General features: G+C 71.7%; 19 protein-coding genes. 3 read left to right on the top strand and 16 right to left on the bottom strand.

Annotation, left to right across the window (positions count from 1 at the left end):
- The first annotated feature begins 27 nt into the window (after positions 1-27).
- Together AB0J86_RS35055 and AB0J86_RS35050 are read left to right on the top strand one after the other, a co-directional pair.
- Positions 28-5,685 (top strand): ThuA domain-containing protein, encoded by a 5,658-nt coding sequence (locus tag AB0J86_RS35055; protein WP_363862006.1) that lies wholly within the window; start codon positions 28-30, stop codon positions 5,683-5,685.
- Positions 5,686-5,985: 300 nt separating this feature from the next.
- Positions 5,986-6,534, top strand: a complete 549-nt coding sequence (locus tag AB0J86_RS35050) for a hypothetical protein (RefSeq protein ID WP_363861992.1) — start codon at positions 5,986-5,988, stop codon at positions 6,532-6,534.
- Between the two features lie 73 nt (positions 6,535-6,607).
- Here AB0J86_RS35050 and AB0J86_RS35045 read toward each other — a convergent pair whose 3' ends face one another.
- From AB0J86_RS35045 to AB0J86_RS35030, 4 genes are all read right to left on the bottom strand, one after another.
- Positions 6,608-7,057, bottom strand: a complete 450-nt coding sequence (locus AB0J86_RS35045; RefSeq protein WP_363861991.1) for a DUF559 domain-containing protein — start codon at positions 7,055-7,057, stop codon at positions 6,608-6,610.
- 185 nt (positions 7,058-7,242) lie between these two features.
- Positions 7,243-8,187: an aldo/keto reductase gene (locus AB0J86_RS35040; protein ID WP_363862005.1), complete on the bottom strand. Its 945-nt coding sequence runs from the start codon at positions 8,185-8,187 to the stop codon at positions 7,243-7,245.
- A gap of 145 nt (positions 8,188-8,332) precedes the next feature.
- Entirely contained in the window at positions 8,333-10,012 is a 1,680-nt protein-coding gene (locus tag AB0J86_RS35035; protein ID WP_363861990.1) for an ATP-binding cassette domain-containing protein, read from the bottom strand.
- 152 nt (positions 10,013-10,164) lie between these two features.
- Positions 10,165-10,794, bottom strand: a complete 630-nt coding sequence (locus AB0J86_RS35030; protein ID WP_363861989.1) for a methyltransferase — start codon at positions 10,792-10,794, stop codon at positions 10,165-10,167.
- A gap of 1,682 nt (positions 10,795-12,476) precedes the next feature.
- Here AB0J86_RS35030 and AB0J86_RS35025 point away from each other — a divergent pair.
- Positions 12,477-13,157, top strand: coding sequence for a hypothetical protein (locus AB0J86_RS35025; protein WP_363861988.1), 681 nt, complete (start codon positions 12,477-12,479; stop codon positions 13,155-13,157).
- Positions 13,158-13,207: 50 nt separating this feature from the next.
- Here AB0J86_RS35025 and truA read toward each other — a convergent pair whose 3' ends face one another.
- From truA to secY, 12 genes are all read right to left on the bottom strand, one after another.
- Complete coding sequence (truA, locus tag AB0J86_RS35020) at positions 13,208-14,047, bottom strand: tRNA pseudouridine(38-40) synthase TruA (RefSeq protein ID WP_363861987.1); 840 nt, start codon at positions 14,045-14,047, stop codon at positions 13,208-13,210.
- A 72-nt stretch (positions 14,048-14,119) separates the two neighbouring features.
- A complete protein-coding gene (rplQ, locus tag AB0J86_RS35015) occupies positions 14,120-14,680 on the bottom strand; it encodes a 50S ribosomal protein L17 (RefSeq protein ID WP_363861986.1) in 561 nt (186 codons plus the stop codon).
- 36 nt (positions 14,681-14,716) lie between these two features.
- The gene (locus AB0J86_RS35010; RefSeq protein ID WP_363861985.1) at positions 14,717-15,739 is read right to left on the bottom strand and encodes a DNA-directed RNA polymerase subunit alpha; all 1,023 of its coding nucleotides are present in this window, start codon (positions 15,737-15,739) and stop codon (positions 14,717-14,719) included.
- A gap of 161 nt (positions 15,740-15,900) precedes the next feature.
- Entirely contained in the window at positions 15,901-16,527 is a 627-nt protein-coding gene (gene rpsD, locus AB0J86_RS35005; RefSeq protein WP_363861984.1) for a 30S ribosomal protein S4, read from the bottom strand.
- Between the two features lie 13 nt (positions 16,528-16,540).
- Positions 16,541-16,948, bottom strand: coding sequence for a 30S ribosomal protein S11 (gene rpsK / locus AB0J86_RS35000; protein WP_007073011.1), 408 nt, complete (start codon positions 16,946-16,948; stop codon positions 16,541-16,543).
- A 69-nt stretch (positions 16,949-17,017) separates the two neighbouring features.
- On the bottom strand, positions 17,018-17,398 hold the full coding sequence (rpsM, locus tag AB0J86_RS34995; RefSeq protein ID WP_363861983.1) for a 30S ribosomal protein S13: 381 nt from the start codon (positions 17,396-17,398) through the stop codon (positions 17,018-17,020).
- Between the two features lie 228 nt (positions 17,399-17,626).
- Positions 17,627-17,743 (bottom strand): 50S ribosomal protein L36, encoded by a 117-nt coding sequence (gene rpmJ, locus AB0J86_RS34990; protein WP_089012514.1) that lies wholly within the window; start codon positions 17,741-17,743, stop codon positions 17,627-17,629.
- Between the two features lie 106 nt (positions 17,744-17,849).
- Positions 17,850-18,071, bottom strand: coding sequence for a translation initiation factor IF-1 (infA, locus tag AB0J86_RS34985; RefSeq protein WP_007073013.1), 222 nt, complete (start codon positions 18,069-18,071; stop codon positions 17,850-17,852).
- A gap of 393 nt (positions 18,072-18,464) precedes the next feature.
- Complete coding sequence (locus AB0J86_RS34980) at positions 18,465-19,004, bottom strand: DUF1707 domain-containing protein (protein ID WP_363861982.1); 540 nt, start codon at positions 19,002-19,004, stop codon at positions 18,465-18,467.
- A 17-nt stretch (positions 19,005-19,021) separates the two neighbouring features.
- On the bottom strand, positions 19,022-19,873 hold the full coding sequence (gene map, locus AB0J86_RS34975; protein WP_363861981.1) for a type I methionyl aminopeptidase: 852 nt from the start codon (positions 19,871-19,873) through the stop codon (positions 19,022-19,024).
- Between the two features lie 179 nt (positions 19,874-20,052).
- On the bottom strand, positions 20,053-20,706 hold the full coding sequence (locus AB0J86_RS34970; RefSeq protein ID WP_363861980.1) for an adenylate kinase: 654 nt from the start codon (positions 20,704-20,706) through the stop codon (positions 20,053-20,055).
- Complete coding sequence (secY, locus tag AB0J86_RS34965) at positions 20,707-22,050, bottom strand: preprotein translocase subunit SecY (protein ID WP_363861979.1); 1,344 nt, start codon at positions 22,048-22,050, stop codon at positions 20,707-20,709.
- Between the last annotated feature and the right edge of the window lie 110 nt (positions 22,051-22,160).

Genomic DNA, 22,160 nt, shown 5'->3' with positions numbered 1-22,160 from the left:
ACCAAGGCGCAGGCCGATCCCTACTCGGTGCTCGTCTTCTCCAAGACGGCGGGTTTCCGGCACGACTCGATCCCGGCCGGCATCGCCACGATCCGCCAGCTCGGCGAGGAGAACGGGTTCACCGTCGACGCGACCGAGGACGCCACGGCGTTCAACGACGCCAACCTCGCCAGGTACAAGGCGGTCATCTGGCTCTCCACCACCGGTGACGTACTCGACGCCGACCAGCAGGCGGCCTTCGAGCGGTACGTCCGGGCCGGTGGCGGGTACGCCGGCGTCCACGCCGCCTCCGACACCGAGTACAACTGGCCCTGGTACGGCGACCTGGTCGGCGCGTACTTCGCGTCGCACCCGGCGCAGCAGCAGGCCACCGTCAAGGTCGAGGACCACGCGCACCCGTCCACGGCACACCTGCCGGACGAGTGGTCGCGCTTCGACGAGTGGTACAACTTCCAGACCAACCCGCGCGGCAAGGTGCACGTGCTGGCCAGCCTCGACGAGACCAGCTACGCGCCGGGCGCCGGGGCGATGGGCGCCGACCACCCGACCGCCTGGTGCCACGACTACGACGGCGGGCGGGCCTGGTACACCGGCGGCGGCCACACCATCGAGTCGTACGCCGAACCGGAGTTCCGGGCGCACCTGCTCGGCGGCATCCAGACCGCCGCGGGCGTCGTGGACGCCGACTGCAGCGCCGGCCTGACCAGCAGCTTCGAGAAGGTGTCGCTGGACACCAACACCAACAACCCGATGGAACTCGACGTCGCCGCCGACGGCCGGGTCTTCTACGTCGAGCGGGACGGCCGGATCCAGATCGTCAAGCCGGACACCGGCACCACGGTCACCGCGGCCACGCTGAACGTCTTCACCGGCAACGAGGACGGCCTGCTCGGCATCCGGCTCGACCCGGACTTCGCCAGCAACAGGTGGCTCTACGTCTACTACGCGCCGAACGGCGGCGGACCGCGCAACTACCTGTCCCGCTTCACGGTCACCGGCGACACGGTCGACCTGGCCAGCGAGAAGATCCTGCTGCAGGTCGACACCCAACGCAACACCTGCTGCCACGCGGGCGGCAGCATCACCTTCGACAGCGCCGGCAACCTGTACCTGGCCGTCGGCGACAACACCAACCCGTTCGAGTCGGACGGCTTCAACCCGATCGACGAGCGGCCGGGCCGGCAGGACTACGACGCCCAGCGCAGCGCCGGCAACACCAACGACCTGCGCGGCAAGGTGCTGCGGATCCACCCCGAGGACGACGGCACGTACACGATCCCGAGCGGCAACCTCTTCCCGCCCGGTACCGCCAAGACGCGCCCCGAGATCTACGGGATGGGCTTCCGCAACCCGTTCCGGATCGGCGTCGACAAGAAGACCAACACCCTCTACGTGGCCGACTACGGCCCGGACGCCGGGGCGGTCAACCCGAACCGTGGCCCCGAGGGCACGGTCGAGTGGAACATCGTCGCCCAGGCCGGCAACTACGGCTGGCCGTACTGCCACGGTGCCAACTACGCCTACAACGACTACCAGTTCCCCTCCGGGCCGAGCGGGCCGAAGTTCGACTGCGCCGCCCCGGTGAACGACTCGCCCAACAACACCGGCCTGACCAACCTGCCGCCGGCGATTCCCGCCACCGTCGACTACGACTACAGCGGCAACCCGCTCTTCCCCGAGATCGGCGGCGGTGGCGCGCCGATGGCCGGCCCGGTCTACCGCTTCGACCCGGAGCTGGCCTCGGACCGCAAGTGGCCGGCGTACTACGACGGGAAGGCGCTCTTCGGCGAGTGGAACCAGTCGAAGATGTACACCTTCCAGCTCACCCCGGACGGCCGCTCGCTGGTCGACATCAACCAGTTGCTGACCGGGATGTCGCTGATCCGGCCGATGGACTTCGAGTTCGGCCCGGACGGCGCGCTCTACCTGATCGAGTGGGGCACCGGCTTCGGCGGCAACAACGACGACTCCGGCGTCTACCGGATCGACTACGTGGCCGGTGACCGGGCGCCGATCGCCGTGGCGGCGGGCGAGCCCACCTCCGGCCCGGCGCCGCTGACCGTACAGTTCTCCAGCGCCGGCTCGCGGGACCCGGACGGGGGCGTGCTGCGGTACGCCTGGGCGTTCGGCGACGGCGGCACCTCGACCGAGCCGAACCCGACGCACACCTACACCGAGCCGGGCAACTACACCGCCCAGCTGACCGTGACCAACCCGAAGGACCGTACCGCCGTCGCCAACGTACCGATCACGGTCGGCAACACGGCGCCGACGGTCACCATCGAGTTCCCGCCGGACGGTGGCTTCTTCAACTGGGGTGACCAGGTCAAGTACACGGTCAAGGTGACCGACCCGGAGGACGGGACGATCGACTGCGACCGGGTGAAGCTCCAGTTCTTCCTCGGCCACGACGAGCACGCCCACCCGATGGACGAGCACTTCGGCTGCTCCGGCACGGTACAGACCGCGCTCGCGTCGTCGCACGGCGCCGACGCGGACGTCTTCGCGGTCTTCGAGGCCACGTACACGGACGACGGCGGGGTCGGCGGTGCCCACCCGCTGACCGGCCGGGACATCGAGCAGTTGCAGCCCAAGCGCAAGCAGGCCGAGTACTACGCCGCCACCGGCCGGGCGCCGGACGGCATCGGCGGCGGGGACCCCGGCGTGCAGCGGGAGGCCACCGGTGACACGGCCGGCGGCTTCCAGAACATCGGCTTCATCGAGGACGGCGACTACTGGACGTTCGCGCCGGCCAACCTCACCGGCATCGACTCGCTGCGCTTCCGGGCGGCCTCGGCCACCACGGGCGGGCGGATCGAGGTACGCACCGGCGCGGTCGACGGTCCGGTGATCGCCACCGCCACGGTGCCCGGTACGGGTGACTGGCAGACCTACACCGACGTCACCGTGGATCTGACCACGCCGAGTACCGGCAGCGGGACACTCTTCTTCGTGGCCCGCAACCCGGTCGGCTCCACCGGCCAGGGCTCGTTCCTGAACGTCAACTGGGTCGACTTCCTCGGCCGGGGCGTGACCGAGAACTCGCCGCCGGTGGTGACCGCCACGGCGACCCCGACCACGGGCACCGCGCCGCTGGCGGTGACCTTCACCGGTACCGCCACCGACGGCGACGGCGACACCCCGCTGACGTACGCCTGGGACTTCGGCGACGGCGGCACGGCGAACACGCTGGAGGCCCGGCACACCTACACCGCCCCCGGCACGTTCACCGCGACGCTGACGGTGACCGACGCCAGGGGTGCGAAGTCGTACGCGACCGCACAGGTGCGCGTCGAGGCGCCGAACACGTCCTGCTTCGGGGCCCGCTCGGACGACTTCACCGGTACGATCCTGGACCGGCAGCGCTGGTCCACGGTCGTGCGCGAGAACCAGCTCTACTCGGTACGGGACGGCGCCCTGGTGCTGCCGACCTCGGTCGGCGACCTGTACGGTACCCGCAACGACGCCACCAACCTGGTGCTGCAACCGGCACCGGGCGGGGCCTGGCAGGCGACGACGAAGGTGACGTTGCCGACCACGGCGGACTACCAGCAGGCCGGCCTGCTCGTCTACGGCGACGACGAGAACTACGCCAAGCTGGACCTGCTGCACTCGGGCAGCCGGCGGATCGAGTTCATCCGGGAGACCGCGGGCACCCCGCGCAACGAGGGCGCCGACAGCGCCGCCGCCCCCGCCGGTGACTCCGTCTACCTGCGGCTGACCAGCGACGGCAGCAACCTCAGCGCGGCGTTCTCGGCCGACGGGCAGACCTTCACGCCGGTCGGCCGGGCAGCCGCCCTCGCCGGCATCGTCAACCCGAAGGTGGGGCTCTTCGCCCTCAACGGCGGTACCACCGCCCCGGTGGTGGACGCCACCTTCGACTGGTTCCAGGTCTCGCCGGACGCCCCGGCCGAGGCGGTCGAGCCGTCGGACGAGTTCACCGGTACCGCGCTGGACAAGTGCCGGTGGGACGCGATCGTCCGGGAGGACGCGACCGGGTACCGGCTGAGCGACGGCGCGCTGCACGTCGACGTGCCGAACGGCGACATCTACGGCACCGGCAACAGCGGGCCGAAGAACTTCATCCTCCAGACAGCGCCGACGGGTGACTGGACGCTGGAGACCAAGGTCGACGGCAGCCTGCTGAACGAGCAGTACCAGCAGGCCGGACTCATCGTCTACGCCGACGACGACAACTACCTGAAGTTCGACTTCATCGCCGACAACACGGTCGGCCAGCCGGTGTCGCGGCGGATCGAGTTCCGCAGTGAGATCGCGGGCGCGGTACAGAACCCGCAGCCGCAGGCGCAGAACCTCACCAGCGCGGTGTGGCTGCTGCGGCTGGCCCGCACGGGCGACGTCTACACCGCGTCGTACTCGGCCGACGGGGTGACCTGGACGGCGCTCGAACCGCTCACCAACGCCGCGGTGGGGGCGACGCCGAAGGTCGGGCTCTTCACCCTCGGCGCCAGCCAGACCGCGTCCAAGACCGCCTCGTTCGACTACTTCCGATTGACCGGGGCGGCCAGCGACACGGTCGCGCCGGTGACGGCGGCGGCGATCTCCGGCACGCCGGCGGGCGGCTGGTACACCGGACCGGTCACCGTCACGCTGACCGCCACCGACAACGAGGGCGGCAGCGGCGTGGACCGCACCGAGTACCAGCTCGACGCGGCGAGCGGCTGGACCCCGTACACCGGGCCGGTGGCGGTCTCCGGTGACGGGGCGCACCAGCTGCGGTTCCGTACGGTCGACAAGGCGGGCAACGTCGAGGCGACGAAGACCACCGACGTGAAGATCGACGGTACGGCGCCGGTGAGCACGGCCTCGTTCGCGCCCGCGAACGACGGTGGGTGGCACGCCGGGAAGGTCCCGGTGACGCTCGCCGCGACGGATGCGGGCTCGGGCGTGGCGAAGATCGAGTGGTCGCTGGACGGTGGCGCCTGGACGCCGTACACCGAGCCGGTCGACGTGGCCGGGGACGGGCAGCACGAGCTGCTCTACCGGGCCACCGACACCGCCGGCAACGTCGAGACGCTGAAGTCGGCGCTGCTGCGCATCGACGGTACGAACCCGACGCTGCTCGTCTCGGGGCTGGCCGACGGCCAGCTCTACGGCGACAGCCAGGACGTACGCGTCTCCTGGCAGGCGGCGGACACCACCTCGGGCATCGCCTCCACCGTCGGCACCCTCGACGGCCGGGCGTACGCCAACGGCACCCTGCAGGCGATGTACGAGCTGCCGCTCGGCCTGCACGAACTGACCGTCACCGCGACGGACAAGGCGGGCAACCGCACCACCTCGTCCGTACGCTTCTTCGTCACCACCTCGTTCCGGGACATGCAGAACCTGCTGGACCGGTTCAAGGCGACCGGGCGGCTCTCGGCCAACGCGCACAAGCAGTTGTCGGCGAAGCTCTCCGACGCGCGCCTGGCCGAGGCGAAGGGCAAGGACGAGCAGGCGATCAAGCACCTGAACGCGTTCCGCGCGCTCGCCTCGGACGCCCGCCTGATCGGCGAGGCCGAGGTGCGCGACACGCTGGTACGGGACGCCGACGCCATGGTGGTCCGGCTGGGCGGCCAGCCGGGTGCCGCCGCGGTCAAGGCCAACGACGGCAGGACGCTGAAGGGGACCGGACGGCTCGACCCGGACCCGACCCGGATACCGCGGGGCGGCCGGCTGTAGGCACCGGTCGGGGTACCCCGTAACGGGTGCCGCGCGGGGTGGCCGGTCCGGCCGGACCGGCCATCCCGCACCGACCAGCTCTTTCCCGGCCCCGCCACCGGCGGGGCCGGGCCTTTTCCCGGCCCGCACCGCCGCCTCCCGGCACCGCCTCCCGGCGCCTCTCCTCCCGCTGCCGCCTCCCTGCACCGCCTCTCGCACGGCCCTCCCCACCGTCACCTCTCGCCCGCCGCCTCCCGGCGCCCCTCCCACTGCCGCCTCTCGCCCGCCGCCTCCCGCCCGCCGCGACGAAGGGAACTCCACATGGGACAGATTCGGACCCGCGCCGCCCGGGTGGCGTGGGCGACCCTGGCGCTGGCCGCCCTGGCCCTGGTGCCGCTGCCGCTCACCGCGACACCGGCCGCCGCGCACGGCGGGAAAATCAACCTGGTGGTGGCCGGTGACGGCGCGACCGGCGTGACGGCCCGGGCGACCTACGCTGACGGGCACGCACTCGACCAGTCGCCGCGGCTCGTGCTCAACGCCACCGGCGAGGGCGGGCGGAAGGTCGGGCCGGTCCAGCTCAACCCCACCGGCGAGGGGCAGGGCTTCTACAGCAGCGGTCCCCTGCTCGCCCCCGGGCGCTGGCAGGTGACGGTCACCGCGCCCGAACCGACGCCGGCCAGCGTCGTGGTCGTGGTCGAGGCCCGCGCGGCGCAGACCGCCCCGCCGGTCGCCGCCGCGCCGATTTCGGCGGCCGAGGGTGACGCCGCCCGCTGGATGTGGTGGGTGGCCGGCGCCGCACTGGCGGTCGCCGCGGTCGCCGGCGTGCTCCTGCTGTTCCGGGTACGCCGCGACGCCGCCACCCGCTGACCTTCCCGTACCACCCGACTACCCTCACCTGAACACCGGAGGCGTTACGGGCTTCCCGTAACGCCTCCGGTGTTCAGGTGACCGGGTGTCGCTCCCGGATCGCGCCGGCCACCTGGCCGACGATTCGTCCGGGATGCCGCAGTACGTCTTCAGCGGTGAAGCGCAGCACCAGCCAACCGGCCGCGCGCAGGGCGTTGAGGCGGGCCACGTCACGCTGGAAGTGCGCACGCTCGCGGTGGTGGTCGCCCTCGTACTCGATCGCTATCCGCCAGGCCGGATAGGCGAGGTCGACCCGGCCGAGGAAGCGTCCGGCACTGTCGTACACGTCGTGCTGGGCGGTCAGCGGCGGAGCGCCCGCGTCGCGCAGGAGCAGGCGCAGCCGGGTCTCCATCGGCGACTCGCTCAGCGGCTCGGCCAACGCCAGGACCTCGGCGAGCATGCGGCTGCCGGGCCAGCCCGGATGTGCCTCCCGGAAAGCGGCGAGGTCTTCGAGCCGCACCACCCGACGGTTCAGCAGGGGCATCCACGGCGACCACGGCCTCGGTACGGGGAGGCTGGCGCCCGAGGTCGAGGGCGGTACGTACCAGCGTGGTTACCGGCAGACCGGCGAAGCTGGTCACATCTGTGGCGGGTAACGCCGAGAGCCGTACGGATAGTCGAGCATTGGCGCGCATTCGGACCGGCTCGGGCAGCACACGTTGACAGCGGTCAGAGGATGGCGTCGAGGGCCGCCAGGTCGTCCGGGGTGGGCTGCCAGACGCCGGCCTCGGCGTTGGCGCGTACCTGCTCGGGCCGGGTCGCTCCGGCGATCACGGAGGCCACGGCCGGCCGGGCCGCGAGCCCGCCGATCGCCACCTGGAGCACCGACACGGACCGCTCGGCGGCGTACTTCTCGATCGCCTCGATGGTGTCCCAGTCGGCGGCGGCGAGCCGCGCGGCGTACCGTCCGCCGCCGGCGAGCCGGCTGCCCGCCGGAGGCTGCTCACCGCGCTTGTACTTGCCGGTCAGCAGCCCGTTGGCGAGCGGGAAGTACGGCAGCATGCCCAGGCCGAACCGCCGCGCGGCCGGGATCACCTCCGCCTCCGGGCCGCGTTCGAGCAGGCTGTAGTGGTTCTGCACGCTGACGAACGGGGTCAGTCCGCGGTCCCGCGCGGTCCAGGCCGCGTCGGCGATCTGCCAGCCCGCGAAGTTCGAGTTGCCGAGGTAGCGGACCTTGCCCGCGGTGACCAGATCGTGCAGCGCGGCGAGCGTCTCCTCGATCGGCGTGCCCGGGTCGGGCTCGTGCATCTGGTACAGGTCGATGTAGTCGGTACCCAGGCGGCGCAGCGACGCCTCGACGGCCCGCATGACGTACCGCCGCGAGCCGCGCGCGCCGTGGTCCGGTCCGTTCATCCCGGACATGTCCATGCCGAACTTGGTCGCCAGCACCACCTCGTCCCGGCGGCCCCGCAGCGCGGCGCCGAGCTGCTCCTCCGAGGCGCCGTGCGGCTCGCCGTAGATGTCGGCCGTGTCGAAGAAGTTGATCCCGACGTCGAAGGCGGCGTCGACCACCGCCCGGGTGCCGTCCAGGTCCAGCTTGCGGCCGAAGTTGTTGCAGCCGATCCCGACCACCGACACCACGAGTCCGGAGTTGCCCAACCGGCGATAGGTCATCTCAGTCACGTGATCAACCCTATGCCCGACCGGGCCGGCGCAAACGGCGGCCGAGGGAAACGCCGCCCCGAGCACCGGCCCGGGCACCGGCACCGGCACCGGGGGCACCGCCCGCGGCCACGGCGGCCGAGGAGGCACCGCCCACCTAGGCCACGTCCCACACCGGCTCCGGGGTCTCGATCACCTCGCCGTCGCCCTGGAAGAGCACGAACCGGTCGAACGACCGGGTGAACCACCGGTCGTGGGTGACCGCGACGACCGTACCCTCGAACGCCGCCAGACCCTGCTCCAGCGACTCCGCGGAGGCCAGGTCGAGGTTGTCGGTCGGCTCGTCCAACAGCAGCAGGGTCGCTCCGGAGAGTTCCAGCAGGAGCACCAGGAAGCGGGCCTGCTGGCCGCCGGAGAGGCTGCCGAAGCGCTGGTCCCCCTGGCCGCTCAGCTCGTACCGGCTCAGCGCCGCCATCGCGGCGTGCCGGTCCATCCCGGCCCGGTGGTCGTCCCCGCGCCAGAGCACCTCGACGAGGGTCTTCTCCATCAGCTCGGGCCGGTCGTGGGTCTGCGAGAAGTGCCCCGGCCGCACCCGGGCGCCGAGGCGAGCGACGCCGTCGTGCCGTACCGGGGCGAGCGCCGATCCGCCGTCGAGCGGTACCAGCGCCGGGTCGGGGTCGGTGCCGCCGCGGGCGAGCAGCCGCAGGAAGTGCGACTTCCCCGTACCGTTGGCGCCGAGTACGGCGACCCGGTCGCCGTACCAGATCTCCAGGTCGAACGGGTACGTCAGCCCGTCCAGTTCGAGCTGCTCGCAGATCACGGCCCGTTTCCCGGTACGCCCGCCGACCAGCCGCATCCGGATGTCCTGGTCCTTCGGCGGCAGCGGCGGCGGCCCGGCCTCCTCGAACTTGCGCAGCCGGGTCTGGGCCGACTGGTAACGCGACGCCATGTCGGAGTTGTAGGCCGCCTTCTGCTTGTACATCAGCATCAGCTCGCGCAGCTTCTGGTGCTCCTCGTCCCAGCGGCGGCGCTTCTCCTCCAACTGGTCGTGCCGGGCGACCCGCGCCTCGTGCCAGGTGGCGAAGCCGCCCGGATGCACCCACGCCGACCCGCCCTCGACCGCCACCACCCGATCGGCGGTCTGGGCGAGCAGTTCCCGGTCGTGCGAGACGTAGAGCACGGACTTGCCGGAGGCCCTGATCCGCCCCTCCAGCCAGCGTTTGCCGGGTACGTCGAGGAAGTTGTCCGGCTCGTCGAGCAGCAGGACCTCGTCGGTGCCGCGCAGGAGCAGCTCCAGCGCGAACCGCTTCTGCTGCCCGCCGGAGAGGGTCCGGACCGGCCGGTCCCGTACCCGGTCCCACGGCAGGGAGAGGACGATCGTGGCGACGGTGTCGAAGAGGACCTCCGCGTCGTAACCGCCGACCTCGCCCCAGGCGGCCAGCGCCTCCGCGTACGCCAGCTGCGCCTTTCCCGCGGCGCTGCTGAACTTGCCCCGGCGCTCGGCGGCGTGCAGCGCCTCCTCGGCGCGCGCGAGCCGTTCCCCGGCGGCGCGCAGCGGCGGGGCGGAGACGGCCAGGGCGAGGTCGTACAGCGTGGAGTCGTCGCCGATCATGCCGATGAACTGCCGCATCACGCCGAGCCCGCCGACCCGGGCGATCGCACCGGTACGTACCGGCAAATCGCCGGCGACCATCCGGAGCAGCGTCGTCTTGCCCGCGCCGTTCGGGCCGACCAGGGCGACCTTCGCGCCCTCCCCCACCCGGAACGACACGCCGGAGAAGAGTTCCCGGCCGTCCGGGAGCGTGTGCGCGACCTCGGCGACGTCTACGTAACCCACGCCGGCATCCTGCCCGACCAGGCCGAGGAAGGGCACCTCACTTTCGGCGGCGCCGAACGGGTGAGCCCTCCGGCCGGTCGACCATCCGAGCGGTCAGCCACCCGGCCCCGCCGGGCCCGGTCAACAATCCGGCCCCGCCGGGGCCCGGTCGGCTATCCGGCTGCACCGGCGGGCGCCGGACGGGTCACCCGGAGCACCCGGTACCCCTTCTGGCTCGCGTGCCGCTCGACGTGCCAGCCCTCGTCGAGGAGCCAGCGCTGCAGCGAATCCCCGCCGAGGTGCCGGGCCACCACCAGCCAGGCCACGCCGTCGGGGGCGAGCCGCGGCAGCCAGCGGCGCAGCATGCCGTGCAGCTCGGTCTTGCCGACCCGGATCGGCGGGTTGGACCAGACCTGCGCGAACGAGAGGTCGGCCGGGACCTCGTCGGGCTCGGCCACGCGTACCCGGTCGGCCACGCCGGCGCGCGCGGCGTTCCCGGCGGTCAACTCCCGGGCCCGCGCGTTCACGTCGACCGCCCAGACCGTGGCCCGCGGTGCCTCGCTGGCCAGTACGCAGGTGATCGGGCCGAAGCCGCAGCCGAGGTCCAGAAGCGGACCGGCGGTGCCGGGCCCCGGCAGGTCGGCCTTGCGCAGCAGTACGGTGGTGCCGGGGTCGAGCCGGTCGGCGGAGAAGACGCCCGCAGCCGACCGGAGGGAGTAGTCGCGTCCGGCGACGGTGAACTCGACCTCGCGAGGGTTCAAGGCGGTACCGGGTTGCGGGCTGAAGTAGTGTTCGCCGGTCACGCCCCGCATTCTCGCCTACCGTCGGGCCGAGGCGACGCCGTGGGCCGCCCGGTCCGGCCGTACCCCCCGGCCACCGCCGGTTTTGTCTGCTCTTTCATCTACCGCCATTCCTCCACCGGCGCGGACATCCATCGATGTCCGCTACCCTGTGCGACATGCCGAGGGGGCGCGGACCTGGAGTTGGCGGCTGGCCGCCGACACCGGAGCACGAGCCGGGTGACCCGGACGGCGACGTTCCGAGATCGATCCCGGCGCAGCGGCGCCCCCGCCCCGACGAACCGGAGCATCACGCGACCCACGGCGGCGAGAGACACTCCACACCGGGACCGCGTGGGCGCTTCGGACCGCCGCCGGAAACCCCGCATGCCGGGGCCCCGCCGGGCCTCCCGCCGTACCCCACGCCGCCGTACCCCGCGCCACCGCGTCCACCGGCCACCGGGGCGGGCGGAGCGCCGCCCGGACGGCGCGGAACCGGCGCCTTCCCGGGCCGGTACGACTCCGGCGCCTTCCCGGGTCGGCATCAGCCCGGCATTCCCGCGGAGCGGCCGGATGCCGGCGCGGCCCGGCACGGCGCCAACACCTCTCGGCACGGCCCGGACGCCTTCCCGAATCCACCCGGCCCCGGCGCCTTGCGGGATCAGCGCGGCGGCGGGCTGTCCCGGAAGGCCCCGCACGACGGCTACCCTCCGCCGCCCCCGAGCGGGCAACCGCCCGTCGCGGCTTCCCGCCCCCTCCGGCTGCCCCCGGCGCCGCCCCGCCCGACCCCGCCCGCGACACCGTCATCGGCGTCACCGGCGACACCGCGCTCGGCCCCACCCGCGCCACCCCGCCCAGTCCCGCCGGTCGTACCGCGCCCGACCCCGCCCGGAACACCGCGCCCAGCCCCGCCCGAACGGCGAGGAGCGGCCCCGGAGGCCGGCCCCGGGACGGTGCGGCCGGTACCGCCCGCACCCCCCGGATCCGCGCCGCCTGCCGCGTCCCGGCCGGCCCCGCCGGGACGACCCGCCGACGGCTCGGGCTTCGGTGCCCGGACGGCGCCGCCACCCCGGCACTCGGCCACCGCCGACCCGGCCGTATTCAGCACCGGCGAGCGGTCCGGGCTGGCCAGGCCCGGCGCCACGATCCCGGCCCCCCGGACCGATACGGCTGCGGGCCGCCCCCGGCACGGTGCTTCGGCGCCCCCGCCCGGTACCGTCGCCGACCGCACCCGGGACGGCGTGCCACCGGCGGCGGGACCCGGCCCGGGCCGCCCCGTACGGGGTGACCGACCGTCCCGCGACGACGACCCCCGACCCGGCGACCGCCTGGCGTACGAGGGCCCACGCTGGGGCGCCACCTCCCCCGACGCCCGCGCGCCTCGGCGCGGCCCCACGCGAGCCGGGATGCCACCGCCGGACCGCCCGCACGAGGACGCGGCGGTGGCGCTCGGGTCCACCGGCGCACGATTCCAGCCGTTCGACCGGCTGATGCCTCCGGGGCCCGCGCCGGCCGCAGCACCCGCGGAGACACCAGCCCGACCGGCGGCCCGCGCCCGACCGGCGCGCACAGAACTGCCGCACACAGAACCACCGCGTAGAGAACCGCCGCACACAGAACCGGCGCGTAGAGAACCTACCCACACTGGATCCGCCCGTACCCGCGCCCGGGCCGCTCGGTCCGGGGAGCCGTCCACCTGGCAGACCGTGATCGTCGGGCTCGGCGGGCTCGCGCTGCTCGCCGTCTGCGGGATCGGCTCGTACTTCCTGCTCGCGGACGAGTGGCAGGGGCGGAGCATGCGCGCGGCCGAGGTCGCCGCCGAGCCGAGCGTGGCGGCACGGGACATCAGCAGCCGCGCGGTCGATCCGGCGCCGCTGACCATCAAGGAGGTCTACCCCGAGGAGCGGCTGGTGATCGCCTCGGGCGGGAAGGCGTACCAACTGCTCAAGACCGAGGCCGTGGACGACTGCCGGATGGCGGCCACCCAACAGATCAGCGGACTGCTGCAGCGCCTGGGCTGCAACCAGGTCGTCCGGGGAACGCTACGCACGTCCGACGGCAGGTACCTGCTCACCAGCGGGATCTTCAACCTCAACGACGCGACCGGCGCCGGCCAGGCCCGCGAGCAGATCAAGCCCATGGTGACCGGCGGGCGGGAACGTTTCCTCGGCATGGCGGCCGGTACGGGAACCGAGCCCGTCGCGACCGCCAACACCCAGGTCGGCTGGCACGTACGCGGGCACTTTCTGGTCTACTGCGTGCTCGCCCAGGCCGACGGGCAGCCGATCGCCAGCACCGACGCGGACGCCCAGCGGGTCATGTTCGAGGTGATCGAGCAGTACCTGCGCGGCGCGGTGCTCGAACGGCGGGCCACCGCGCCCCGCTGACGGACGGGCGGATCGCGCCGGCCGACCCGGCCGTGACCCGGCTGGCCCGATCACTGCTCCGCGGGGACCCGCAGCCGGCGGGTCAGCGCCGCGCGGTGCGCGTACTCGGTCGGGTCGTCCGGGTAGCCGACGGCGACGAGGGTGAGTCCGTGCGCCGGCGCTACCGTCACCTCGCTGGACCGCTCCCGGCGGCTCAGCAGGCTCGCCGGCCAGTCGGCCGGGCGCCGCCCTTCCCCCACCGCCAGCATCGCCCCGACCAGGCTGCGCACCATCGCCTGGCAGAACGCGTCCGCCTGCACGGTCGCGACGAGGATCCCATCCGGGTCCCGCCGCCACCGCAGGTCGGTGACCTCCCGCAGCGTCGTCGCGTTCTCCTTGCGCCGGCAGTACGCCGCGAAGTCGTGCTCGCCCACCAGGCCCGCCGCCGCGTCCCGCAGCGCGGCGAGTTCCAGCGGGCGCGGCCAGGCGAGCGTGTCGTGCCGGCGCAGGGGTTCCGCCCCGTGCGGGGCGTCGGTGACGCGGTACTCGTACCGGCGGTAGGTCGCCGAGAAGCGGGCGTCGAAGTCGGCCGGAACCTCGGTCGCGGCGTGGACCCGCACGTCGGGCGGGAGCATTCCGGCGAGCCGGCGCAGCAGCGTGGGGCCGAGCCGGGCCCAGACGGCGGTGGGGAAATCGACGTGGCAGACCTGACCGGTCGCGTGCACGCCGGCGTCGGTGCGACCGGCGACCGTCAGGCCGGTCACGCTCGCCGGTCCCGCGATGCGGGCCAGCGTCTCGGCAAGCACACCCGCGACGGTACGGCGGTCCGGCTGCGGCGCCCAACCGGAGAAGTCGGTGCCGTCGTACGCGACGTCGAGCCGTACCCGGGTCTGGTCTTCCGGTACTGACATACCCCTACCCCAGACATGGACCGGGCCCGGCACCCCTGTGGTGTGGGGATGCCGGGCCCGAATCGACCTTGCTCAGGACTTGTTCTCGGTGCCCTCGTCGGTGTCCTCGAGGGCGGCCGGCTTGTCGCCGGTCACCGACTCGGGAGCGTCGGCGTCCTGGTCCGAGGCGGCGGCCGGAGCGGCCTCCTCCTCGGGGGCGAGCGCCTCGACCTTGTCCTGCTGGGCGGCCTGCCGGGAGGCGGCCTTGCGGGTGGCCTTGGCGGGAGCCGCGACGGTCAGCTCCTCGACCAGCTCGATGATCGCCATCGGGGCGGCGTCACCCTTGCGCGGACCGGTCTTCACGATCCGGGTGTAGCCGCCGTTGCGGTTGGCGTACCGGGGCGCGATCTGGTCGAACAGGGCGTACACCACGTCCTTGTCCCGCACGACGGCCAGCACCCGGCGGCGCGAGGCCAGATCGCCGCGCTTGGCCTTGGTGATGAGCTGCTCCGCGAGGGGGCGCAGCCGCTTGGCCTTCGTCTCGGTGGTCTTGATCTTGCCGTGCTGGAACAACGACGTGGCCAGGTTGGCCAGCATCAGTCGCTCGTGCGCCGGGCTGCCGCCAAGACGGGGGCCCTTGGTGGGCGTGGGCATGGTTGGTGCTCCTCGTTTAAGGTCGGTCAGCCGCGGTTACAGCTGCTCGGTCTCGCGGTAGTCGTCGCTGTCGTAGTCAGCCTCGCCGAAGGAGTCCACGACTTGGGCCGGGTCGAAGTTGGGAGCCGAGTCCTTCAGCCCCAGACCCATCCCGGCGAGCTTCATCTTGACCTCGTCGATCGACTTCTGACCGAAATTGCGGATGTCGAGGAGGTCGGCCTCGGTACGCCCGATGAGTTCACCAACCGTGTTGATGCCCTCGCGCTTGAGGCAGTTGTAGGAGCGGACGGTGAGGTCCAGCTCCTCGATCGGCAGCGCCAGGTCGGCGGCGAGCTGCGCGTCCTGCGGCGACGGGCCGATGTCGATGCCCTCCGCCGACTCGTCCAGCTCGCGGGCCAGGCCGAAGAGCTCGACGAGGGTGGAACCGGCCGACGCCAGCGCCGTACGGGGACCGATCGACGGCTTGGTCTCGACGTCGATGATCAGCCGGTCGAAGTCCGTACGCTGCTCGACACGGGTCGCCTCGACGCGGTAGGTCACCTTCAGCACCGGCGAGTAGATCGAGTCCACCGGGATGCGGCCGATCTCGGCACCGGCCTGCTTGTTCTGCGCGGCGGTGACGTAGCCCCGGCCCCGCTCGACGGTCAGCTCCATGTCGAGCCGGCCCTTGCTGTTCAGGGTCGCGAGCTTGAGATCCGGGTTGTGCACGGAGACGCCGGCCGGCGGCTGGATGTCACCGGCGGTGACGTCGCCCGGCCCCTGCTTGCGCAGGTACATGCTGACCGGCTCGTCGTGGTCGGAGCTGACGCAGAGCTCCTTGACGTTCATGACGAGCTCGACCACGTCCTCCTTGACACCGGGGATCGTGGTGAACTCGTGCAGGACGCCGTCGACCTTGATCGAGGTCACGGCCGCGCCCGGGATCGACGACAGCAGCGTACGCCGCAGCGAGTTCCCGAGGGTGTAGCCGAAGCCCGGCTCGAGCGGTTCGATGGTGAACCGGGAGCGGGTCTCGCTGATCGACTCCTCGGAGAGGGTCGGCCGCTGGGTGATGAGCATTTCGTTCTCTTTTCGTTCGGGGCACCCGCCATTTGATGCCCACCAAACTGTCTTGGCGCCCGGTAGTGGTTCCTGGCAAGGCGCACGACGCCGCCGTGTGCGTTCTGTGCACACAAGGCGGCGCGCAACGCCGCCAGGGGCCACTACCGGGATGCCAAAAATTACTTCGAGTAGAGCTCGACGATGAGCTGCTCCTGCACCTGCGTGTCGATGACCTGCCGGGCGGGGAGCGAGTGCACCAGGATCTTCATCTGGCTCGGGATCGCCTCGAGCCACGCCGGTACGGTCTTCGAGCCGGCCTCGGCCTGCGCCACGATGAACGGCGTCAGCTCCTTGGACTTGGCCCGGACCTCGACGATGTCGTGCTCCTTGACGCGGTACGACGGGATGTCGACCTTCTTGCCGTTGACCGTGAAGTGACCGTGCTTCACCAGCTGGCGGGCCATGTCCCGGGACTTGGCGTAGCCGGCCCGGTAGACCACGTTGTCCAGCCGCGACTCGAGGATCTGCAGGAGGACCTCACCGGTCTTCGCCTGCTTGGCCACGGCCTCCTCGTAGTAGCTGTGGAACTGCTTCTCGAGCACGCCGTAGACGCGGCGGGCCTTCTGCTTCTCCCGCAGCTGGAGCAGGTACTCGGTCTCCTTGGTGCGACCCCGACCGTGCTGCCCGGGCGGGAACGGCCGGGACTCGAACGGGCACTTCGGGCCATCGCACTTGCTGCCCTTGAGGAACAGCTTCATCTTCTCCCGCCGGCAACGGCGGCAGTCAGCACCGGTGTAACGAGCCATCTTCCTCTACCTCTCAGACCCGACGACGCTTCGGCGGACGGCACCCGTTGTGCGGCTGCGGGGTGACGTCGGAGATCTGCCCGACCTCCAGCCCGACGGCCTGCAGCGAACGGATGGCGGTCTCCCGGCCGGAGCCGGGGCCCTTGACGAAGACGTCGACCTTGCGCATGCCGTGTTCCATCGCCCGACGCGCGGCGGCCTCGGCGGCGAGCTGCGCGGCGAACGGGGTCGACTTGCGGGAGCCCTTGAAGCCAACCTGGCCGGCGGAGGCCCAGGAGATGACGGCACCGGTCGGATCCGTGATGGAGACGATGGTGTTGTTGAAGGTGCTCTTGATGTGCGCCTGCCCGTGGGCGACGTTCTTGCGTTCCTTGCGCCGGACCTTCTTTACGGCGGCTCCGGCGCGAGCCTTCGGTGGCATAAGTCTGTGCGCTCCTATGGAAAACCCCGGCCGGCCCCGACGGGCCCGGACCGGTATTCCGGTCAGTTCTTACTTCTTGCCCGGCTTCTTCTTGCCGGCGACGGTCCGCTTCGGGCCCTTCCGGGTCCGCGCGTTGGTACGGGTCCGCTGGCCACGGACGGGCAGGCCCCGGCGGTGCCGGATGCCCTCGTAGCAGCCGATCTCGACCTTGCGGCGGATGTCAGCGGCGACCTCGCGGCGCAGGTCACCCTCAACCTTGTAGTTGGCCTCGATGTGGTTCCGGAGCTGCAGGAGCTCCTCGTCCGTGAGGTCCTTGGCGCGCTTGTCCGGCGAGATGCCGGTGGCGGCGAGCGTCTCGATCGCGCGGGTCCGGCCGACCCCGAAAATGTAGGTGAGCGCGATCTCCATCCGCTTGTCGCGGGGGAGATCGACGCCGACTAGACGTGCCATGTGCGGGCGTGCTCCTCGTGGTTTTCTCGCGGAGGTCTGGACCCGACCCACCCCGCCTGCCCAGGCCCGCCGGCGCGCCGGCGGGAACTGACGGGCCCCGGCCTCCGACCGGGGGTACGCCGTGCACGACTACGCGCGGCACGGCTGGGACGAGCTTCTAGTTGTAGTGCGATCTGCCCGCCGGAACTGGCCACCTCGCCGACGCCCCTCGGGGGCCGGCGACGGGACTCAGCCCTGGCGCTGCTTGTGGCGCGGGTCGCTGCTGCAGATGACCATGACCCGGCCGTGCCGGCGGATCACCCGGCAGTTGTTGCAGATCCTCTTGACGCTCGGCTTGACCTTCACGGTTTGCCTTACTTCCCAACTACGCCCGGCAGCGCGGGGCGTCGCCTGGCTTCGGAAACGGACATAGTGCTGATCCGGCCGCGTCAGGTGGTTGCGTGAACGAGGTTCACTTGTAGCGGTAGACGATGCGCCCGCGGGTCAGGTCGTACGGCGACAGCTCGACGACGACCCGGTCCTCGGGCAGGATGCGGATGTAGTGCTGCCGCATCTTGCCGCTGATGTGAGCCAGCACCTTGTGGCCATTGGCCAGCTCCACCCGGAACATGGCGTTCGGGAGTGGTTCGATGACCCGGCCCTCGATCTCGATGGCCCCGTCTTTTTTGGGCATGTCCTCCGCTGTCCTGACGTCGGTTTCTCCGGATGGCCCACAACGCCTTACACGAGCGGGCCCGATCCGCCTCAAGGGCCAAGACCTACGTCAAGAGCCACCCTGAAACAAGATCGACCACTCGCGCCAGCCGCGGCTCCGGGCTCCCATCGAAGCGCAGGATGGGCATGCCGGAGTGGACGCTGTGCGCCGATCAGCCAGTCTACGCTCGTACGAGCACGGACACCAAACCGAGGTGTGTCACGGCACGGAAGTGGTCGCGGCGCGGGGGTTCCGCGGGCGGGGGGATCCGGCCGGCCGGCACGGTCGGCGGGCGAGTCCGCCCGGCGAGTTCGGTGCTGCGGGCAGCCGTCGCCAGGCACGGCGACTTCGGCGCCCCGGGTCGGGGCCGCGTCAGCGCGCCCAGCCGCCCCGCCCGTACCGGTCCCGGCGGTCGCGCCGCCGCTGGCGGCCCGGCCGGTCACGGGGGTCGCCCCCGGAGAGGACCGTGATCGTACGGCCGAGCAGGATCGCGCCCCAGGGGCCGGCCACCCAGATCGGCCAGAAGCCGTGCGGTTGGCCGGTGGAGAGCGCCACGCCGCCCCAGATCACGGTGACCACGGCCACGCCGGCGACGTACTGGCCCCAGGACCAGGCGAGCCAGCGCCGGGCGCCAGGCCGGTACCGGTCGCCCGACTTCGGCGCCGGGGGCGGCACCGGTTCGGCGGCCGGCACCACCTGCGAGTCCCGGGGCGCGCGGGGCGCCGGCAGGTCGTCCAGCAGCCCGTCCAGGTCCGCGTATGTCTTGGCGGCGTAGGTCCGCTGGAGGCGCTCGTCGTACTCGTTGAGGTCGAGCCGGCCCTCGTTCAGCGCAATCCGGAGCCGCTCGGCCACCGCCTCCCGGTCCGCGTCCGCCGCCCGCATCTCGCCCCGCCGTTCCACGGCACCAAGCATGCCACCACCGCGCCAGGCTAGGACAGCGTGGAATCCGCCGGCTCGCGCGAGGTGACCAGGTCGCCGAGCCGGGCCCGGCCGCCGTCCGGGGCCGTCAGGACCCAGACGCCGTCGTCGAGCAGCGCGATCGAGTGCTCCACGTGGGCGGCGACGGAGCCGTCCCGGGTCACCACCGTCCAGCCGTCGTCCAGCTCGACGGTACGGGGCGAGCCAAGCGTGATCATCGGCTCGATGGCCAGCGCCATGCCCGGGATCAGCCGGGGTCCGCGGCCCGGGCGACCGTGGTTGAGCACGTGCGGGTCCTGGTGCATCTCGGTACCGATGCCGTGCCCGCCGTAGCCGTCCACGATCCCGTACCGGCCGCCCTTGCGTACCGCCATCTCCACCGCGTACGAGATGTCGGTGAGGCGGCCCCGGCCGTTGGCGGCGCCCCGTGCGGCCGCGGCGATCCCCGCCCACATCGCGTCCTCGGCCACCTCGGCCATGCGGAGCAGTTCCGGCCGGACCTCGCCGACGCCGACGGTGATGGCCGAGTCGCCGTGCCAGCCGTCGAGCACCGCGCCGCAGTCGATCGAGATGAGGTCCCCCTCGCGGAGCACCTGCTCGGCGGCCGGGATGGCGTGCACGACCTGCTCGTTGACGGAGGAGCAGATCGTCGCCGGATAGCCGTGGTATCCCTTGAAAGACGGTACGGCGCCGGCGTCCCGGATGACCGATTCGGCGATGGCGTCGAGATCCGCCGTGCTGACGCCCGGTGCGACCGCCTCCCGCATCCGGTTCAGGGCGGACGCGACCACCAGCCCGGCGGCCCGCATCTTGTCGATCTGCTCCGGGGTCTTCAGCTGGATGTCCAGCTGGTGACGGCGCATGCGGAACAACCTCTCCCTCGCGACCGCCGAGGGCTCGCCTCGCTCGCTCCTCGCGTTCGCAGCTGTTACCTTCGGCGAACCGCGGCCGCTGGCCCGCGCCTCGCGCGCCACCCGCGCCAGCGGTCGCCGCCTACCCGAACTACCCGGGCGCCGGTACGTCAAGCGCCCACGGTCGAACTTTAGCCCCCGTACGACCGGAGGGCGTCGATGGCGCGGACGGTGACGTCCTCGACCGGCCCGGTGGCGTCGATCCCGATGAGCTTGCCCTGGGCGCCGTAGTAGTCGATCAGCGGCGCCGTCTTGTCCGCGTACTCCCGGAGGCGCTCGGCGATCGTCTCGGCCTTGTCGTCGTCGCGCTGGAACAGCTCGGAGCCGCAGCGGTCGCAGATGCCCTCGTGCGTGGGGGCGTCGAACTCGATGTGCCAGATCTTGCCGCAGCCCCGGCAGGTGCGTCGGCCGGAGAGCCGCCGGATCACCTCGTCGTCGTCGACGACCAGCTCCATCACCAGGTCGAGCGCCGTGCCGAGGTCAGCGAGGAGCTTGTCCAGCGCGGCGGCCTGCGGCGTGGTCCGCGGGAAGCCGTCGAGCAGGAACCCCTCGCCGGCGTCCGGCTCGGCCAGCCGGTCGCGCACCATGTTGATGGTGACCTCGTCCGGTACCAGCTTGCCGGCATCCATGTACCGCTTGGCCTCGACCCCCAGGGGCGTGCCCTGGGAGACGTTGGCCCGGAAGATGTCCCCGGTCGAGATCTTGGGCACGGCCAGGTGGGCGGCGATGAACTCGGCCTGGGTCCCCTTGCCCGCCCCGGGGGGACCAACCAGAACGAGGCGCATCTACCGCAGGAACCCTTCGTAGTTCCGCTGCATGAGTTGGCTCTCGATCTGCTTCACGGTCTCCAGACCGACGCCGACCATGATCAGCACAGCGGTACCGCCGAACGGGAAGTTCTGGAACTGCTGGTTGTCCAGCCAGATGAAGAAGAAGTTCGGCAGGACCGAGATGATGCCCAGGTAGAGCGCGCCGGGGAGGGTGATCCTGCTGAGGATGAAGTCGAGGTAGTCGGCGGTCGGCTTGCCCGGGCGGATGCCGGGCACGAAGCCGCCGTACTTCTTCATGTTGTCCGCGACCTCGGTCGGGTTGAACGTGATGGACACGTAGAAGTACGTGAAGAAGATGATCAGCAGGAAGTAGCTCGCGATGTGCAGCGGCGCGCCCGGGGCGACGATGTTGTTCTGGAGCCAGGCCTGCCACTTCGCCGGGTTGTTCTGGTCGAAGAACTGCAGGGCCAGCTGCGGCAGGTAGAGCAGCGACGAGGCGAAGATGACCGGGATCACACCCGCCTGGTTGACCTTCAGCGGGATGTAGGTGGAGGTACCGCCGTACATCCGCCGACCGATCATGCGCTTCGCGTACTGCACCGGGATCCGGCGCTGTGCCTGCTCGATGAAGACGACCAGCGTGATGACCACCAGGACCAGGGCGATGACCAGGAAGAACATCTCCCAGCCCTTGCTGGTCTTGATCGTCCAGCCCTCACCGGGCAGCCGCGCCGCGATCGAGGTGAAGATCAGGACCGACATGCCGTTGCCGACGCCGCGGTCGGTGATCAGCTCGCCGAGCCACATCACCACGCCGGTACCGGCGGTCATCGTGATCACCAGGGTGGTCAGCGTGAGCCAGTCCGGGAGGCCGGTGCCCTCGGGGATGATCGCGAACTTCGGGTCCGACTGGGGGCAGTTGCCCTGGAAGAGCTGGCCGGAGCGGGCCAGCGCCACGAACGCGGAGGCCTGCAGGATGCCGAGGCCCAGCGTCAGGTAGCGGGTGTACTGGGTGATCTTCGCCTGGCCCGCCTGGCCCTCCTTGCGGAGCTGCTCGAGCCGCGGGATCACGACCGTGAGCAGCTGCAGGATGATCGAGGCGGTGATGTAGGGCATGATGCCCAGCGCGAAGACCGAGAGCGACAGCAGCGCCCCGCCGGAGAAGAGGTTCAGCAGGGTGAAGACGCCCCCTGTGTCACCGCTCTCGACGGCCTTGAGGCAGTTCTGCACGTTGCCGTACGAGACGCCGGGGCTGGGCAGTGTCGCGCCGAGCCGGTAGACCGCGATGATGGCTACTGTGAACAGCAGCTTCTTGCGCAGGTCAGGCGTGCGGAACGCACTGAGAAAGGCGGAGAGCAACTTCTTCCTCCTGCGCAAGGCGGGCCTTGGGTGATCCGTGGCCGGTCGGGGTGGTTGTCAGGCGAGTGCCCGATATCCCTAGCTGGGAACGGACTCTAACAGCCCGGCGC

The sequence above is a fragment of the Micromonospora sp. NPDC049559 genome (genome assembly GCF_040676675.1).
Taxonomy (GTDB): Bacteria; Actinomycetota; Actinomycetes; order Mycobacteriales; family Micromonosporaceae; genus JBFAPK01.
This window is presented reverse-complemented; position numbering and strand designations above follow the sequence as displayed.